Origin of the sequence: Kineothrix alysoides (genome assembly GCF_000732725.1) — a bacterium.
Taxonomy (GTDB): Bacteria; Bacillota; Clostridia; order Lachnospirales; family Lachnospiraceae; genus Kineothrix; species Kineothrix alysoides.
Map to the genome: position 1 here is coordinate 1,575,593 of NZ_JPNB01000001.1, position 16,115 is coordinate 1,591,707.

At 42.4% G+C, this 16,115-nt stretch carries 18 protein-coding genes, 1 pseudogene and 2 riboswitches; of the genes and pseudogenes, 6 read left to right on the forward strand and 13 right to left on the reverse strand.

The features are described 5' to 3' along the window. Positions 1–171 precede the first annotated feature (171 nt). Positions 172–1,911 carry an Rqc2 family fibronectin-binding protein gene (locus tag CC90_RS0107420; protein ID WP_031390162.1) on the forward strand — a complete coding sequence of 580 codons (1,740 nt, stop codon included), beginning with the start codon at positions 172–174 and terminating at the stop codon, positions 1,909–1,911. Between the two features lie 60 nt (positions 1,912–1,971). Next, the gene (locus tag CC90_RS0107425; RefSeq protein ID WP_051869323.1) at positions 1,972–2,571 is read left to right on the forward strand and encodes an N-acetyltransferase; all 600 of its coding nucleotides are present in this window, start codon (positions 1,972–1,974) and stop codon (positions 2,569–2,571) included. Positions 2,572–2,638: 67 nt separating this feature from the next. Here the strand turns inward: CC90_RS0107425 and CC90_RS0107430 are convergent, their stop codons facing one another. The 3 genes and pseudogenes from CC90_RS0107430 to CC90_RS22200 form a co-directional block, all read right to left on the reverse strand. Further along, a complete protein-coding gene (locus CC90_RS0107430; RefSeq protein ID WP_031390164.1) occupies positions 2,639–2,893 on the reverse strand; it encodes a spore coat protein in 255 nt (84 codons plus the stop codon). A 12-nt stretch (positions 2,894–2,905) separates the two neighbouring features. Then, a complete protein-coding gene (locus CC90_RS0107435) occupies positions 2,906–3,091 on the reverse strand; it encodes a hypothetical protein (protein ID WP_031390165.1) in 186 nt (61 codons plus the stop codon). A gap of 106 nt (positions 3,092–3,197) precedes the next feature. Continuing rightward, positions 3,198–3,433 (reverse strand): annotated as a pseudogene (locus CC90_RS22200) (manganese efflux pump); the annotation flags it as partial. Positions 3,434–3,690: 257 nt separating this feature from the next. Between CC90_RS22200 and CC90_RS22980 the strand changes: the two are divergent. Both CC90_RS22980 and CC90_RS0107450 read left to right on the forward strand, forming a co-directional pair. Beyond that, entirely contained in the window at positions 3,691–4,446 is a 756-nt protein-coding gene (locus CC90_RS22980; protein ID WP_031390166.1) for a CPBP family intramembrane glutamic endopeptidase, read from the forward strand. Between the two features lie 79 nt (positions 4,447–4,525). Then, positions 4,526–4,942: a hypothetical protein gene (locus CC90_RS0107450; protein WP_031390167.1), complete on the forward strand. Its 417-nt coding sequence runs from the start codon at positions 4,526–4,528 to the stop codon at positions 4,940–4,942. Between the two features lie 35 nt (positions 4,943–4,977). Here the strand turns inward: CC90_RS0107450 and CC90_RS0107455 are convergent, their stop codons facing one another. The 4 genes from CC90_RS0107455 to CC90_RS0107470 all read right to left on the reverse strand — a co-directional run bounded on the left by CC90_RS0107455 (position 4,978) and on the right by CC90_RS0107470 (position 8,753). Next, positions 4,978–5,844, reverse strand: coding sequence for a glycine betaine ABC transporter substrate-binding protein (locus tag CC90_RS0107455; RefSeq protein ID WP_031390168.1), 867 nt, complete (start codon positions 5,842–5,844; stop codon positions 4,978–4,980). A gap of 37 nt (positions 5,845–5,881) precedes the next feature. After that, complete coding sequence (locus CC90_RS0107460; RefSeq protein ID WP_031390169.1) at positions 5,882–6,754, reverse strand: ABC transporter permease; 873 nt, start codon at positions 6,752–6,754, stop codon at positions 5,882–5,884. Next, a complete protein-coding gene (locus CC90_RS0107465; RefSeq protein ID WP_031390170.1) occupies positions 6,744–7,943 on the reverse strand; it encodes a quaternary amine ABC transporter ATP-binding protein in 1,200 nt (399 codons plus the stop codon). Before CC90_RS0107465 ends, CC90_RS0107460 begins: the two co-directional genes overlap by 11 nt. A 192-nt stretch (positions 7,944–8,135) precedes the next feature. Next, complete coding sequence (locus tag CC90_RS0107470) at positions 8,136–8,753, reverse strand: TrkA C-terminal domain-containing protein (RefSeq protein WP_031390171.1); 618 nt, start codon at positions 8,751–8,753, stop codon at positions 8,136–8,138. 250 nt (positions 8,754–9,003) lie between these two features. On the opposite strand from CC90_RS0107470, the gene CC90_RS0107475 reads away from it, so the two are divergent. Further along, entirely contained in the window at positions 9,004–9,252 is a 249-nt protein-coding gene (locus tag CC90_RS0107475; RefSeq protein ID WP_031390172.1) for a TIGR04076 family protein, read from the forward strand. Between the two features lie 89 nt (positions 9,253–9,341). On the opposite strand, the gene CC90_RS24180 is transcribed toward CC90_RS0107475, so the two are convergent. The 5 genes from CC90_RS24180 to CC90_RS23660 all read right to left on the reverse strand — a co-directional run bounded on the left by CC90_RS24180 (position 9,342) and on the right by CC90_RS23660 (position 13,479). Further along, the gene (locus tag CC90_RS24180; RefSeq protein ID WP_157837536.1) at positions 9,342–9,512 is read right to left on the reverse strand and encodes a hypothetical protein; all 171 of its coding nucleotides are present in this window, start codon (positions 9,510–9,512) and stop codon (positions 9,342–9,344) included. A gap of 94 nt (positions 9,513–9,606) precedes the next feature. After that, the gene (gene thiE / locus CC90_RS0107485; protein WP_031390173.1) at positions 9,607–10,248 is read right to left on the reverse strand and encodes a thiamine phosphate synthase; all 642 of its coding nucleotides are present in this window, start codon (positions 10,246–10,248) and stop codon (positions 9,607–9,609) included. Further along, on the reverse strand, positions 10,238–11,056 hold the full coding sequence (thiM, locus tag CC90_RS0107490) for a hydroxyethylthiazole kinase (protein ID WP_031390174.1): 819 nt from the start codon (positions 11,054–11,056) through the stop codon (positions 10,238–10,240). The genes thiE and thiM overlap by 11 nt, the downstream gene beginning before the upstream one ends. After that, entirely contained in the window at positions 11,056–11,880 is an 825-nt protein-coding gene (gene thiD / locus CC90_RS0107495; RefSeq protein ID WP_031390175.1) for a bifunctional hydroxymethylpyrimidine kinase/phosphomethylpyrimidine kinase, read from the reverse strand. The genes thiM and thiD overlap by 1 nt, the downstream gene beginning before the upstream one ends. Before the next feature lie 163 nt (positions 11,881–12,043). Continuing rightward, a riboswitch (TPP riboswitch) is annotated at positions 12,044–12,142 on the reverse strand. Between the two features lie 99 nt (positions 12,143–12,241). Next, positions 12,242–12,339, reverse strand: a riboswitch (TPP riboswitch). A 135-nt stretch (positions 12,340–12,474) separates the two neighbouring features. After that, a complete protein-coding gene (locus CC90_RS23660) occupies positions 12,475–13,479 on the reverse strand; it encodes an NUDIX domain-containing protein (protein WP_081905903.1) in 1,005 nt (334 codons plus the stop codon). Positions 13,480–13,900: 421 nt separating this feature from the next. On the opposite strand from CC90_RS23660, the gene CC90_RS0107510 reads away from it, so the two are divergent. Next, on the forward strand, positions 13,901–14,377 hold the full coding sequence (locus tag CC90_RS0107510) for a DUF2798 domain-containing protein (RefSeq protein WP_031390177.1): 477 nt from the start codon (positions 13,901–13,903) through the stop codon (positions 14,375–14,377). A gap of 74 nt (positions 14,378–14,451) precedes the next feature. On the opposite strand, the gene CC90_RS0107515 is transcribed toward CC90_RS0107510, so the two are convergent. Further along, positions 14,452–16,110, reverse strand: a complete 1,659-nt coding sequence (locus CC90_RS0107515; protein WP_031390178.1) for a putative polysaccharide biosynthesis protein — start codon at positions 16,108–16,110, stop codon at positions 14,452–14,454. Positions 16,111–16,115: the final 5 nt, after the last annotated feature.

A 16,115-nucleotide genomic window follows, 5' to 3' on the forward strand; every position in this document is an offset into this window, starting at 1 on the left:
ACCCTCTCCAACTGCACGCCCTATGCGTACTTCATATTATTATAGAATACCATTTCCGCCTCGTCAAGATGAACCCGCCGAAAAACACGTACACAGTTGAAATACAATGCGAAATAATGTAGAATCTAACCTATAGCATTATTTTATTAAGTTGTAAAGAGAGGTATTTATATGGCATTCGATGGAATTACCATTGCTAATATTATAAAGGATTTAAATGACAGCCTTTTAGGAGGGCGCATATATAAGATCGCACAGCCGGAAAGTGACGAACTGCTTCTTACCATAAAGGCAAATGGCGGCCAGAAAAGGCTTTTCATTTCCGCAGGAGCTTCCCTTCCCCTGATTTATCTGACGGACAGTAATAAACAAAGTCCCTTAACTGCGCCGGGCTTTTGTATGTTGCTTAGGAAACACATTCAAAACGGCAGAATCATCAGCGTTACCCAACCGGGGCTGGAACGTATCGTTGAAATAGGAATCGAGCATTTAAACGAGCTTGGCGATTTATGTACGAAGAAGCTTATCGTTGAAATTATGGGAAAGCATAGTAATATTATTTTTGCCAATGATGAAAATATGATCATCGACAGCATAAAGCACATTTCGGGCATGGTCAGCAGCGTTCGGGAGGTGCTGCCCGGCAGACCCTATTTTATACCTGAGACTATGGACAAGGCGGATCCGCTTACTGCCTCTGAAGAGGATTTTACCCTTCAAATCGGCAAAAAGAGCATGCCTGTATACAAAGCCATTTACAGTTCTTATACCGGCTTTTCACCAACAATTTCTCACGAGCTTTGCTACCTCGCGAAGATAGACGGAGATTATCCTGTGGCTTCTCTTTCTCCCGAGAGCATGCACAACCTTTATACAGAATTTTCCGCCCTTATTTGTGCTGTGAAAAACGGGAATTTCTCTCCTAACATCGTTTATGAAAACAAAACCCCGGCAGAATTCGCATCCGTACCGCTGACTATGTACGGAGAGCGCCATACGGTTCCCTGCCCTTCCATAAGCTTTGTACTGGAAGAATATTATGCGCAAAAAAATGCGGTTACAAGAATCCGTCAAAAATCTGTGGACCTGCGCAAGATTGTGCAGACTGCGCTGGAACGAAATATCAAGAAGTATGATTTGCAGATACGTCAGATGGAGGATACTGAAAAGAGGGAAAAATACAAGGTCTATGGTGAGCTTCTAAACACCTACGGTTATGGGGTGGCTCCAGGCGCGAAGTCCATGACGGCACTGAATTATTACACCAACGAAGAAATCATTATTCCTTTGGACCCTACATTAACCGCCTCGGAAAATGCAAAAAAATATTTTGAAAAATATAACAAATTGAAACGTACCCTGGAAGCCTTGTCCGAATTGACACTTGAGGTAAAGGCGGAAATCGATCATCTGGAATCCATCAGTGCTGCCCTGGATATCGCCCTTATGGAAGCGGATCTCGTCCAGATTAAGGAAGAGCTAATCGAAAGCGGTTATGTCCGCAGAAAGGGCGGCACAAAAAAAGAAAAAGTCACAAGCAAGCCTTTCCATTATGTGAGCAGCGACGGCTTTCATATTTATGTAGGAAAGAATAATTATCAAAATGAAGAAATCACCTTTAAGCTCGCTTCGGGAAACGACTGGTGGTTTCATGCCAAGGGCATTCCCGGTTCCCACGTCATCGTAAAGTCAGGCGGTGCCAAGCTGCCCGACCGTACTTTTGAAGAGGCATCCAGACTCGCCGCCCACTATTCTAAGGCAAAAGGTCAGGATAAGGTGGAAATTGATTATACGGAAAAGAAAAACATTAAGAAGCCTAATGGGGGAAAGCCCGGATTTGTGGTATATTATACTAACTATTCCATGGTAATCGATTCAGATATCAGTTCTTTGCAGCCGGTAAGCGAATAGATGGAAATATCCCCAAAGATTAGGATAAAGATAAAAAGAAGAATTTAGGAGTTGTATGTAATGATAAATAATAAAGAAGATTTAGTAATCAATAAATTAACTAAGGAGGAATTGATTTCCGTATATACTACACATTCTGTGAGACATTTTCCGGCAGATGAACGGAAGCCGGTTTCTTCTATCAGCCGGATGACTGAGGCGGGACGATATGTCGGTTATGGGTTGTACCGGGAAAAGGATGCAGAGCTATTATGTTATGCTTTCTTTACGGTTCTACCCGGATGCCGGAATATCTTGTTGGATTATTTTGCAGTAATGGAACAATACCGCAGCGAAGGAATCGGTTCTTATTTTCTTGAGAGGATGAAGCGTTCTCTTACGAATTGCGACGGTATATTGATAGAGACGGAAAATCCTGATTATGCAAAGGATGAAAGCGAGCGGATTATCCGAAATAAGCGAATCTCTTTTTATGAAGGTAACGGCGCTTATTTTGCGGATATTGCGGCAAAAATATTCGGCGTACATTATAAGATTCTTTTTCTGCCGATTCTGCAATCACCTGCGCTGGAAACGCTGCTTTCGGATTTTGATGCCATTTACAGGTATATGGTGCCTCAGGAATATTATGCGGCACATATTCATATATCCGCTTCTTAAATAGGCTTTATTATGTACAAACGGCGTTGCTTACCGCATCGCCGTTTGGGATTAATATATCCTGATTCTATAGCACTCCACTTGTAAATAAGCCTTTTACGTGATTCACCTCTTCCTGTGTTGCTTTGGAAGCCGGTACGTAGTATGATTTATCCCTTGCAATCTGATATAATTCTTCCTGCGACTGCTCACATGTGTTTCTGAATTGCTTTAATGTCTGCTTCAGTTCCTTGTTCTCCGTCTGAGGAATCATCTCGCCGAAACGAACGAGTTCTCCGTTAATACCTGCTAAGGTATCCGCTACCATTGTTTTTTCCTGCATTCTCTTACCCTCCTACTGCAAAAATTTCATAAGCTGCTGTTTGTTGTCCATCGCCGATTTCGCGCCTTTTTCAAAGAATTGTTTTACATTGGAGTCAGTGGCGCATTCCGCATATTCTGTCAGCTTGCAGTGAGTAGTGTCATATCCGCCGATTAAATGGCGAAGATTCTGTAAGTCTAATTCTGATAAATTAGTCATGATCTTGTGTAACCTCCTAATAAAATATTTTCATTCCTATTATTACCAGGGGGTTCTTTTCTATACATGTAATTCTTTCTATTCTTAACAAAGTTCATTTGTCAAATTAGAATATTCCAATATGCTCCGCTAAAATTTTTATCCCAAAAATATCAGTACTGCACCTCCTGCAATTTCCGCCTTTGCCTTATATTTCATTCTGAACCGGTTCCCTGCTTTCACTCCTGCCATGGATAAAATAAATGTAACTGTACCGATAACGACTACCGCCGTAAAAATATTTACATTTAGAAATGCAAAGGTAATTCCTACCGCCAGCGCATCGATACTTGTCGCAGCCGCTTTTTTCACTGTTATCCTCCGCATAGCGAGTCCCTTGCAAACAGCTACTGCAAATGTGAACGATCTTATCATTATCGAATATATAATATACGGATAAATTTAAATTTTATCCCGTTTCTCTTTTACTTTTTTATAAATTCCCATTCATTGTAAGGCTGACGGAAATATGTGGAAATTGAAAAAATAATGTAGTATAATTTCTCTGATAACCACGAAACCAGAGAAGAGACAAATTTGTATAATATGAGGTAACATATATGACAGCAAATAACGCAGATACAGAAAAAGAAATAAGTCTATTAAGATTGCTTTGTTTTATTTTTATTCCCACTTCAATACTGACCATAATTTATATTTTCATAGGATTTTTACAAAATAAAATCCCTTCCCTTTTATTGTTTTTTCTTTTAGCAGTTATTATCTTATTTCCAATTGAAATAGGTATTGTTCTATATGTGAGCAAAAAAGAATATGGCAGTTATTCATTAAAAAGTTCGTTTTTCTTTCATAATAAAATGAGCTGGTGGAAAATATTTTTGTACGGATTTTTCCTCTTTGCTTTTGCAGGCCTTATGTCTGTAACGATAGTACCTCTGGAAAATTTCTTGCTCGCTCCGATATCCAATCACTTGGCACCACTTATACCCGCATATTTTGATTGGACTAATATGGAATATCTCAAGCAATATTCCAATGATATATTATTATTAACTTGTATTGGGTATTTTGTTCTCAATGTTATCGTTGGCCCGATTGTTGAAGAACTCTTTTTCAGAGGGTATCTCACATCAAGAATAAGAAGATTTGGTAATTGGGCACCATTCATAATCACTGTATTGTTTTCATTATATCATCTTTGGCTTCCATTCAATAATCTATTTAGGATTTCTGTGTTTTTGCCTGCCGCATTTATTGCTTGGAAAAAGAAAAATATTTACATATCGATGACGTTCCATTGTATGTGCAACTTGTTTTCGACTATAGGCTTTATTACTGCGGTATATTCTATGTAAAGCACATTAAAATGACTCTTACCAAGATACCATCTGACCAAGCTATTGGTAACGCTGTTTATAACAATGGGAATTACATGTGAATTTATATCATTATTTTGAAAAGGAAAAAGGACCATTCGTCAATCTTTCAGAATTACCGTTGGACGAAGCGCAGAAAATTCAAGATAACTTACAAAATGAGGGCAAAGTCTTATGTCCTTGGCTAAATACATGGTATAAAGCCACGGACCATATTAGAATTCCAATAAGCGAATTTGACTTAAAAGCCATATCGTTTACTTATGGAGATACTTTTCCTACTTTCAGCCCTAAAGTTACGGATCACTTGGAATTCAGAAAAATGGTTTATACTTTTTATGAAATACTAAAAGTTATCGACAAATATGGGCTCCCTCAAAATGATTGGAAGGAGCCCATATTTGCACAACCTGCTTACGTTGAAGTCCAGATATGGTCTGATTGGCCCATCGCACAATATCGGTTGCAGAAATAATTTACCACTTTCTATCTGACTTTTATTACGATTTTTCAAAAATTTATCCATTCGTTGATAAGATCTTCATTGTCATTCATCCAACTATGTGCCGCATCCAGCGGTTCACCATCATATTCTTCAATCACACCCATCAAATCACCAAGTTCAACCTCTGTCATTTTAAACTTCTTTAGAAATGCCGTAACCTCCGGCATATCTTCTTCCAGACCTTTTCTGGAATATTTATGAATATTCTCAACCTCACCAAATACACCTTTGGGGTCCTCCAGCACTTTTAAATCCCATTTTGCAAATTTCCAATGAGGCGCCCATCCTGTAACTACAATAGGACTGTTTGCATCAATTGCTTTTCCTAATGCGGCTGTCATGGTTGGTCCGCTGCCGGTAAGGAGTTTATAATCCAGAGCATATTCCTCTACCGCCTTTTCTGCAGCTGCCATTAAACCTGCACCTGCATCGATCCCCACGATTTCGCCGTCAAATATATCTTTATTTGCATTAAGTTCTTCAATACTGTCGATTTCAACATAGGAAGGTACGATCAATCCTAAAAGTGCGTTTTCATAGGAAACGCCCATATCTACCATTTCATCTCCATATTTTTCAATATAACTTTCATGGGTTACCGGGAGCCAGACGTCCAGAAAAGCATCCGTATTGCCGGTGGCGACAGAAGTAAATACAGGCGCGGCATCAGCCATCGTCAACTCAACCTTATATCCCATTTTCTCCTCGAGCACAGCTGCCGCAAGGTTCGTCATCGCGATGCCCTCCGCCCAATTGACATATGCCAGTTTAACAGTTCCTTTCGCGTCTATATCTTCGGTTCTGCCACACCCTGTTACAGCCACGGCTATCAATAACGCTGATACAAGCATTAAAGTTGTCTTTTTTAACATAATTTCCTCCTATTTCTTAGCTTAATTGATTGAAAGATTATTTACTCAGTAAATTTTTTATGAATCTTTTCCCTGACTTTTGCGGCGTTGAGCCGAGGCATTGTGTAATGCGGTCAAGCAACATGGCCATGATAACTACAGCCAGTCCCCCCTCAAAGCCTTTCCCGATATTCATTTGTGTAATGCCTTCATAGACGGTTTTACCAAGACCGTCGGCCCCAATCATAGCTGATATGACCACCATGGAAAGGGAAAGCATGATAGTTTGATTCAGCCCTGCCATAATAGTAGGAACTGCAAGGGGAATCCTAACTTTAAGAAGCAGCTGAGCCGGGGTCGAGCCAAAAGATTTAGCCGCTTCCACTACATCTGCAGGCACTTGACGGATTCCAAGATTTGTCAGACGTACAATAGGCGGCATGGCAAATATTATGGTTGCTACCGCACCTGGGACAGTGCCCAGATCAAAGAAATATACCGCTGGAATTAAGTACACAAAGGCCGGCATTGTCTGCATAAAGTCCAATATCGGCCGTATAATTTTATTTGCAGCATCACTTTTCGACATAAGAATACCAAGCGGCAAACCGATAAGCAAAGCAATCAAAGTTGAGGCACCAACTAAAGCCAGCGTTTGCATTGTCTTATCCCAAAGGTTGAGATTATGTACGAGGAAAAGACCAATTCCCGCAAAAATCGCAAGTCCTTTTCCTGCAATCCACCACGCAAAAAGAGAGATCAGTATTATAAAAACAAAAGCCGGGATAATGGTAAGAAACCAGCTCGTGCCATCAATAACTCCGGAGAGGACTTCCTTTACTGCTGTAAAGAAACCACTAAAATTTTGCGTCATCCAGTCTATGCCTTTTTCTACAAAACTACCCACTGGAAGTTTTTCACTAAGCACCATATGATTCTCTCCCTTCCCCTGCAATACCAGCAAGCACAGTAGACTTAAAAATAATTCCTTTTAGCTTTTTATCTCTGTCCACTACGGCAACGGGATAATTTGAATACAAAAATAAAGGGATAATTTCATCAATAGACGATTCGCAGCTTACGGTTTTGATGTTGTCATCAATTATAGATTCCAGTGCTTCCTTACCTTCCTTTATCAGAGAAGACACCTGTTCAATTGTGACGATTCCCAGCAGCGTATTGCTTTTATCTGTTACAAAAAGGCTGGAAATACCTAAATCTTTCATTTTACGAACAGCCATGCGGATTCCTGATTTTTCAAGAACCAGTGCTTCAGCGTCACGCATAATTGCAGAAGCTGTAATAATCTTTGCCCGATTTACATCATGTGTAAATTCACGGACATAATCGTCCGCAGGACTTTGAAGAATTTCTTCAGCAGTACCGATTTGAACAATATTACCATCCTTCATAATTGCAATTCTGTCTCCAATTTTCAGCGCTTCGTCCAAATCGTGTGTAATAAATATTATTGTTTTTTTCAGTTTATGCTGCAAGGATAGAAGTTCATTTTGCATGTCCTTACGAATCAACGGGTCAAGAGCGCTGAATGCCTCATCCATGAGAAGAATATCCGCTTTTGTTGCGAGGGCTCTTGCAAGTCCTACCCTTTGCTGCATACCGCCCGAAAGTTCATTTGGTTTTGCATTTCCATAACCTTTTAGCCCGACAGTTTCCAGCATTTCTTGTGCTTTTTGTCTGCGTATTTCCGCTTTTACATCTTGTATTTCCAATCCGAATGCCACATTTTCCAGCACAGTCTTATGCGGCAAAAGTGCAAAGTTCTGAAAAACCATCGCGATTTTTTTTCTCCGCACTTCCCGAAGATGTGCGGCAGATACTTTCGTAATATCTTGGTCATCAATGAAAACACTACCGCCTGTAGGCTCTATTAAACGATTTAAACAGCGTATAAGCGTTGACTTTCCGCTGCCTGATAAGCCCATAACAACAAATATTTCTCCTTCTTCAACCGTGAAGGAAGCATTATTTACACCAACACTATGCTTGTGTTTTTTTAAAATATTGGCTTTATCGGCACCGCTTTCCAACATGGGTATGACTTGTCTTGGCGTCGGACCAAATATTTTATATAACCCTTTGATTTCAACTTTTGGCATACATCTCCTCCTTATTTTTCAAAGTAACAACACTGTATTATTTTTGAGTTGTCTCTTTAATGCTAACATAAATAAAAATATGTGTCAAATTTAAAGCATATACAAAATAAGTGAGATTTCAGCACTATAAATATCATTTAGACAAAAAAGCAGATTCTCCGTTATGGAAAATCTGCTCAATATATCAGTTATTTATTTTGAATACAAAAAATTCTTCACTCTCTCATGACAGTTTTCATCACCGACGTAATAAAGAATATCTCCCTCTGTGATTACCGCATATGGTCCAGGAGATATAATAATTTGTTCTCCGCGCCGGATCGCAATGACAGTTGCCGCAGTATTGTGCCAAAAATTACTTTCCGAAAGGTTTTGACCTATATAAGATGCATGTTCCGTAATCGCAATTTCAAAAGGTGAAAATGGATTCACTACGCGAAAACGCTCTGTTTTGTACATCAACTCGGTAACCATCGTTTTTAACTCGGTACTTTGCGTAATTTGTTGCTCTATACTGTTTAAAATATGCTTTTTCAGCTCACTCATCTGACTGACTGAATCAAATTTATTAATGAAATCCATGGCTAGTTTTCTGGACTTAATAAGAACTCCGCTGCCCTTTGTAATTTCCACAATTTTCATATCCGACAGTACGCATACTGCACGCCTGGCCGTTTCGGAGGAAACCCCATATTGGCTTGCTAAAGAGGAGCGGACGTATATCTTTTCGCCTTCCAAATAATCACCATAAGCGATCTTGGCGGCGATATCTGCAGCAATCTGCTGATATTTTGGAATGTCAATTTTCATGCTAAACCTCAGTTATTACTAAATAATTATGGAAGCGATAATGCAACTTGTATCGCTATCGATATATAGTATAAAACAATCCATGTAATTTTACAAGATAATAAAATATTTGCTGATTTTAATTTCTCATACTCTTTTATAAGGTCTGTTGATTCATTATTTTATTTATATCTAAATACTGAAAAATGTTGCAAAATAATAGCAAAACAAGGTAATATATTTAGATAAATAATGTGAAAGGTGAAAAATTATGGGAAAAGTAAAGTTGACTGTTGTGAGCAGTAAATGCAGATGTGGATATAGTAAAACAGGAGACGAATATATCATTGACGATCTCTGCCCTCCCCTATGCCACGAGCTTTGGAATTGTGCTTATCCAATGGTGTATGCACTCAAAAACGGTGCTTCTCTCGATTATGGTAATCAAACAGCAAAAATGTTTGATTTAAAATGTCCGGATAACGGCAGAGTCGTTCTGCATGGTGAAGTGATTGAATAGTTTTGCAAATTACATATCTTCTTCTCCCTTATTCCGGCAGTGGTGCGTCTTTAAAATTATATAGAACACCATCTGTGGAACAAACGACGTCAAACATCTCTATTTAGCGCAACGGTATGGCCGTATGCATATGCCGCCATAGCATTCCATTCCTTCAGCAGTTCATCTACGCTGACCTGCAGGCCGAACCTTTCAATAGTATATGCGGCAGTTTCCTGAAAGCTGAGCGCACAGACAGCGTTAATATAATCGAGCGGCATCTCGATTCCCCGTTTGGCCAGAAATTCCGCATCAATCTGCTCCTATACGCCCATAGATCCAGCAAGGGGCCGTCCAAATCGAATATATACGCCTTCATGCCTTGGCCCTCCCCTTAAGGAACAAGTTTTTCAGCTCATGTGCCGCACCTGCCGCATCCTCCTGGGAAACAATGGCAGAAACTACTGCCAGCCCGTCGATGCCTATGCCATGAAAAAGCGGTATCGTTTCTTTGTTAATTCCCCCAATCACGACAATGGGAAGCGGAACCTCATCCCGTATACGCCTCAGCACCTGAATAGGAGTAATATTGGCATTTTTTTTCGTTCCCGTAGCGAACATGGCGCCTACTCCCAGATAGTCTGCACCTGCATCAGCGGCGGAAAGCGCCTCGGTAAGACTGCCCGCCGATACACCGACGATCCGATCCGGTCCGACCATTTTCCGTATTACATCGACAGGAATATCCCCCTGCCCCACATGCACTCCGTCCGCCTCCACTGCGAGGGCAATATCTGCCCTGTCATTAATGATAAGCGGTACGCCCAGCCGGGATGCTACCTTCCGTACCCTTACAGCCGTTTCATAAAATTCCCGCGAGGATACACTTTTCTCCCTAAGCTGCACCAATGTGCAGCCGCCCCTGACCGCCTGTTCCACCGATTCTTCTATGGTGGTCTGGGCCATAAGTTCTCTGTCTGTAACAAGATATAGCGTATAGTCGATATCAGGCTTCATATAGCCTCGCCCTCCCCACAAGAATTTCCCCATCCAGTTTGCTCACTGCGTCATGCAAAGCCGCATGGAAGCTACCGTTACCGTTATGCCCTGCCCGCTCAAAGGCGAGTTCTCCGGCAATACCCATAGAAAGCAAGGCCGTGACCGCAGCTTCTAACGGAGCTTCCGGGGCTGCTCCGCAGAAGGATCCGATAAGCGAAGAACACATGCAGCCGGTTCCCGTGAGATTTGACAACATGGAATGACCGTTTTCTATGCAGACGCATCTCCTGCCATCTGATACCACATCCACCGCTCCGGTAATCGCAACCACACAGCCTGACCGGACTGCCATTGTCTTTGCCACGGATATGGCATCCTCTATATTTTGCAGATCGGCTTCTGCCGCATCCACGCCTTTTGTTTCCGCATGCAAGCCCGCAAGGAACCGTATCTCTGAAATATTGCCGCGCAGGACGCTGATTTTCACCTCCTGTAAAATTCTGACAGCCGTTTCATTACGAAGTTTAGAAGCCCCGGCTCCTACCGGATCGAATACAACCGGAACTCCTGTCTCGTTTGCCGCCCTGCCTGCCGTGATCATTGCTGGAATGGTGCGCTCGTTAAGTGTTCCCATGTTGAGCACAACTGCTGAGGCTATGCCGGCAATGTCTTCAGCCTCTTCCAGCGCATCGGCCATGATGGGCGACGCACCGATGTCCAGCGTAATGTTTGCGCAGTCATTTACCGTAACGTAATTTGTAATATGGTGGACCAGCGGCTTTTTCACGCGCACCTGCTCCACAAGTCCCATATATATTTCTCTCATTAAAAATCCTCCATCCATCTTCTCACATCAGATAATCCATTTTGAAACAAATCGTAAAAATGGTCCGTTGGCCCGTTGCCCTTCCCAATTTCCAGAGAATGGGCAATCGCGGTAGTGACATACTGCTTAGACCGCGCGACAGCTTGCCGTATCGGCAGCTCCAAGGCAAGATTAGAGGCAATAGCCGAAGAATACGTGCAGCCAGTACCATGGGTGTTTTTTGTTTGGATGCGCGGAGCGGAAAAACAGTAAAATTCGCTGCCGTCAAATAAAATATCCGTAGCGTCACCCTCACTGTGCCCTCCCTTCACCAGTACCGCCCTACAGCCCATATCGTGGATGATCCGAGCCGCTTTCTTCATATCCTCCTGCGTATGAACGCTCATTCCAGCCATCTTCTCCGCTTCGGGAATGTTAGGAGTAATTACATCGGCAAGCGGCACCACCTCGGCAATCAATGTATCTATGGAATCCGGGTCCATGAGCGCACAACCGTTTTTGGCGTACATTACCGGATCAATAACCACATTGACCGGCTTCCATTCACGCAGCTTGCCTGCCACTGCCAGCATACCTTCCTTACATGACAGCATACCAATTTTCAGCGCATCGGGCGGGATGTCCTCGAAGACAGCATCGATTTGTTTCTCGATGATATCGGGCCGTATGTCCTGATATTCAATCACCCGAAAGGTGTTCTCCGCAACCACCGAAGCAATGACTGTCATGCCAAACACCCCATGGGCGGAAAAGGTCTTTAAATCAGCCTGGATGCCGGCACCGCCGCTGCAATCCGAGCCTGCAATACTCAATACCTTTTTCATGTTCAACCTCCTATATTTTTCCGTATTAAATCACAACCGTCTGCCCGGCCTGCCGCTGTAAGGCTTCCGGTAAATATAAAACAAAAGTGTGCTTCCCGCCGAAACAGAAAACACCCCTATATGTAAAAAGGACGCTTCGCGTATACACGAAGCGTCCGAATCACCAAACAGATGATTTGCTTCCCTACGTCGGTATTAACCAACAGGTTCAAAGGGTCAGGTTCTGCCTTCTCAACTCCAAAGAGTCCCCCCGCAAACTTGTATCATATTCAATTGTAATGCAGCAGGCAAATTCTTTAACGTAGCAAGACATTTCTTATAGAACAAAAAAACCTTCCCCATCAGGAAGGCATCTCAAACGTCAACTTGTTTGAATGCTCCCTACGTCGGTGTTAACCAACAGGTTCAAAGGGTCAGGTTTTACCTTCTCAACGCTCAAGCGTCCCCCTGCATTTGTTTTATTGATTGTACATCTCTTTATCCTAAAAAGCAAGCTTATTTGCACAAACTTCTATATATATTTTTTTATTGATGAAATAAGAAAATAAGGACTTGTAAACCCGGACAGCAACTGATATCCATTTCCAAATTACTTCACATCCATGTTTTTAAAGCCAGAAACTCATCAATAAAAATACAATGAGCCAGAGTGCCGTCTCGCATAGAGGCGAGGCATTTTTCGTAATCCATCCATACCACAGACTCGATCTCCTCTTTTTGCAAGCGAAAAGAGGGAACAGGAATATCCAAAGATAAGACATAGACAGCACTGAACTCATGGTTGTGGAAGGGATTGCCATAAAATGAGGTCACGACCTCTCCGTCGTGATAGCCGATAAGTTTTAAGTCTTCGGGCAACGCAGTGATTCCAAGCTCTTCATCCAGCTCCCGAAGCGCAGATTCCAAATAATCCATTCCGGCAGGAATATGCCCAGCGGAGGAAATATCGAAACAGCCGGGAAAGGAATCTTTGTCGGCTACGCGTTTCTGCAAGAGCACATCAAAGCTGCCGCTTTCGTTCCTGCGGACAATCCATACGTGGGCGGTCCGGTGTAAATCTCCGTAGCGGTGAACGAGAGAACGTTCCCTCACCCGACCGGTAGGAATGCCGTTTTCATCCACAATGTCAAAGAGCTCCATCGTTTTACCGTTTAGGACAGCATCCTTTAATATGTTATCTATATAGCGTAACTTCAAGGAAAAGAAGGGAGCATTTTCCTCCAGAAGCCGGAAGAAAATAAGATCACCCTCCCACAAGTTCAAAGATGGAATTTTATCCTTCGCTACCCACTCTAACGTTCCTTCATTACAGCTTTTCAAATCTCCTTCAAAACCGTCGGCGGTATATATGAATATGTAATAATCCGTAATGTCATCGCACAGAAAGGTGAGGACTCCGCGAAGCCGATAAGAGGTGAGCGTCAGCCCGGTCTCCTCCTTCGCTTCCCGAACGACACAATCGTCCGGACTTTCGTCGGTTTCAAAATGGCCGCCGATACCGATCCATTTATCCTTGTTGATATCATGCTCCTTTTTGATGCGATGAAGCATAAGGTAGGAGTCGTCTTTTTCTATGTAGCAAAGCGTTGTCAGTGTCATAGTAGTTGGCAGAACCTTTCTAAAAAAGTTATGGTTTTCTTGCAAGCTGCAAATCTATCGTACCGTAGAGTGTAATTTTATCTCCTGAAGTTTCATTGATATTTTACGATATTTCCAAGCCTTTGGGAAGCGATTTCTCTATTTTCTCCCACCCGCCGGGGAAAAAAATCCTCCATGGAGTGCTTTAGGATGTTTTTGCATTGGTTTAAGAAAAACGCATAGGAACCCACGGTGGAAACATGCCGGTAAAGATAAAAAATTTTGTTCTATGAAAGATAAAAAATTTCAACTTGAAAAAATTTGTTTGATTTGTTATACTACTCCTTGTCGTGTAGTAAAAGTACGTAAATCCAGACAGTGGTTTACGTACTTTTTTTGTTGTACATTGTTTGCAAAAAATATTCATATAAGGAGGCATTTTATGTTTACACCAAAAACACGGATCGAAAAAACAGTCTTCGGCGTCTTAATGGCGTCGGTCATGGTTTATGGGATGGAAACTTACAATACGGCACTTCTTCACGGAGGAATGACGAACTCGTTCTTCTTACTCCCCTTAAGCGAATTCCTTGGATTCGTAGTTATCGTCATGGTTCTGCAGGAATTTATAGGCGGACCGATTGCCAGAAAAATGGCCTTTCGGTTGGTGAATCCCTCTTCTGATAAACCTCTGACCGTAACCCTGATGATTCAGGCTATGACCGTCTGCGTTATGTGTCCGATGATGAGCATGGTCGCTTCCCTGCTGTTTAAGGGAATCGATATACAAATACCCGCCAAATGGGTTCAGGCTGTCATCATCAATTTCCCTATGGCCTTTTTCTGGCAGATTTTTGTCGCTGGCCCTCTGGTTCGCTTTATCTCCAGAATATTGTTTGTAAGGCCCCAGTCCAACTAAGAAGGAGGCAGACACCGGGAGACTGATGTTCCCGGCATTTGCCTCCGTATAAATTCATATCTTACCTATGTCATCTATAGCAGCCGCAGCTTCTTTGCTGCCTTCACAAATAAATGTCCTTTGGGTAGCCCCTTCAAATCCGTCTCCTTTACTGCCTTCAGCTTAATGACAAGAACGAAATAAATAGGTATCGCTGTTCCCACCGCTATGACCAAAGAAATTAAATTGACAAAATACAGTGAAGACATAAACAGCTCCAAAAGGTACGAGGTCCCTTCGTAGATTCCAAATGCCGCCGCTCCCATAATCAATGAGGAAAATACCGGTCTTACAAAAGTCTTATCGAATTCCTGCTTATAATCCAAATATTTTCTTAAAGATATGCTGTTCAATATGCACATGATGAGCGAATACACCATCGTTGCCAGCATCACTCCGTAAATCCCTAAGTCTGTAAACCATATGATAGGAACTAACACCGCCGTTTGTAAAATAAGAGCGATTGCCGCATTGATGACCGGAGTGTTTACCCTTCCGATTCCTTGCAGTACCGCATTAGTCAGCGTAGATAGTCCGTAGAAAATAACCGTTATTGAAAGCCCTGTCAATAGTCTGGATGCTAATTCCAAAGACTCCAGCTGGGGAAACAATGCCAGAACCACGGGTCTCGCCAGTACACCAATTCCTACCGCAGCAGGTATTGAAATCAGCATCGTCACCTTTATTGCAGAGGCAGTCTTTTTCCTCGCCTGCTTAAATGCCCCCTGCGCATAGACTGATGCTATCGTAGGTATGATTGCTGCAGACATCGCAGAAGAAAGGGCGATGGGAATATTGGAAATCGTCACTGCCTTTTGAGCCAGAACTCCATAGCTCGTGGACGCCTCTGAAAAGTTCATATCCTTTAAATGCACCATAAATCTCAAGTAGATAGTCTGATCCAGTGCTGTTACCAAATTGTAGATACAGGTACCCAAAATAAAAGGTGTCACTACTGAGGTTATCGTCTTAAATATTTCCTTATAGGATTCCTCATCCGTTGTCATATCGCGCTTGATGCGTTTGTTTATCGTCTTACGGTTCATTGCATATACCGCTGTCATGAATAAAAGGGCAATCAATACACCGCTTCCGGTTCCCAGGGCGCTGCCGATGGCTCCATACATCGCCTGCTCGCTTCCGTCCTTCCCTGAAGCTCCTGCCACCCGCATGAGAAAATATGCCGCGCCCATGCTCACCGCTGCGTTGAGTATCTGCTCTAATATCTGGGATACGGAGGTCTGCATCATCGTCCTATGGGCCTGAAAATATCCCCTGAGCACTCCCAACAGTCCATAGAAAAAAATGGTCGGCGCAAAGATGCGGAGTACCGGAACCGAATGGCCCATAACGATATAAGGCGCACCGATAAACAAAATGAGACTTGCAGTCCCTCCGACCACCATAACATACAGCACAGCGCATTTAAAGATTCTCTGTGCGTTACGGTATTCTTTCAGCGCAAGTCTCTGTGCGAGCACCTTGGCAATTGCTGACGGAATGCTGTAGGATGAAATCAGAAGGATAATCGTATAATATGTATACGCCGTCGCATAATAGCCGTTGCCTTCGTCCCCGATAATCGCTGTCAACGGGCTCTTATAAAGTAATCCGATAATTCTGCATATTATGGACGCTGCGGCGAGTATTCCTGCCTGCATAATAAATCCGTCTTTTTTCTTATTGTCAGACATAATGG

Bases quoted from the DNA above. Each gene is read 5' to 3' on its own strand.
- CC90_RS0107420 (WP_031390162.1), top strand. From the start codon at position 172: ATGGCATTCGATGGAATTACCATTGCTAATATTATAAAGGATTTAAAT.
- CC90_RS0107425 (WP_051869323.1), top strand. From the start codon at position 1,972: ATGATAAATAATAAAGAAGATTTAGTAATCAATAAATTAACTAAGGAG.
- CC90_RS0107430 (WP_031390164.1), bottom strand. From the start codon at position 2,893: ATGCAGGAAAAAACAATGGTAGCGGATACCTTAGCAGGTATTAACGGA.
- CC90_RS0107435 (WP_031390165.1), bottom strand. From the start codon at position 3,091: ATGACTAATTTATCAGAATTAGACTTACAGAATCTTCGCCATTTAATC.
- CC90_RS22980 (WP_031390166.1), top strand. From the start codon at position 3,691: ATGACAGCAAATAACGCAGATACAGAAAAAGAAATAAGTCTATTAAGA.
- CC90_RS0107455 (WP_031390168.1), bottom strand. From the start codon at position 5,844: ATGTTAAAAAAGACAACTTTAATGCTTGTATCAGCGTTATTGATAGCC.
- CC90_RS0107460 (WP_031390169.1), bottom strand. From the start codon at position 6,754: ATGGTGCTTAGTGAAAAACTTCCAGTGGGTAGTTTTGTAGAAAAAGGC.
- CC90_RS0107465 (WP_031390170.1), bottom strand. From the start codon at position 7,943: ATGCCAAAAGTTGAAATCAAAGGGTTATATAAAATATTTGGTCCGACG.
- CC90_RS0107470 (WP_031390171.1), bottom strand. From the start codon at position 8,753: ATGAAAATTGACATTCCAAAATATCAGCAGATTGCTGCAGATATCGCC.
- CC90_RS0107475 (WP_031390172.1), top strand. From the start codon at position 9,004: ATGGGAAAAGTAAAGTTGACTGTTGTGAGCAGTAAATGCAGATGTGGA.
- CC90_RS24180 (WP_157837536.1), bottom strand. From the start codon at position 9,512: ATGCCGCTCGATTATATTAACGCTGTCTGTGCGCTCAGCTTTCAGGAA.
- thiE (WP_031390173.1), bottom strand. From the start codon at position 10,248: ATGAAGCCTGATATCGACTATACGCTATATCTTGTTACAGACAGAGAA.
- thiM (WP_031390174.1), bottom strand. From the start codon at position 11,056: ATGAGAGAAATATATATGGGACTTGTGGAGCAGGTGCGCGTGAAAAAG.
- thiD (WP_031390175.1), bottom strand. From the start codon at position 11,880: ATGAAAAAGGTATTGAGTATTGCAGGCTCGGATTGCAGCGGCGGTGCC.
- CC90_RS23660 (WP_081905903.1), bottom strand. From the start codon at position 13,479: ATGACACTGACAACGCTTTGCTACATAGAAAAAGACGACTCCTACCTT.
- CC90_RS0107510 (WP_031390177.1), top strand. From the start codon at position 13,901: ATGTTTACACCAAAAACACGGATCGAAAAAACAGTCTTCGGCGTCTTA.
- CC90_RS0107515 (WP_031390178.1), bottom strand. From the start codon at position 16,110: ATGTCTGACAATAAGAAAAAAGACGGATTTATTATGCAGGCAGGAATA.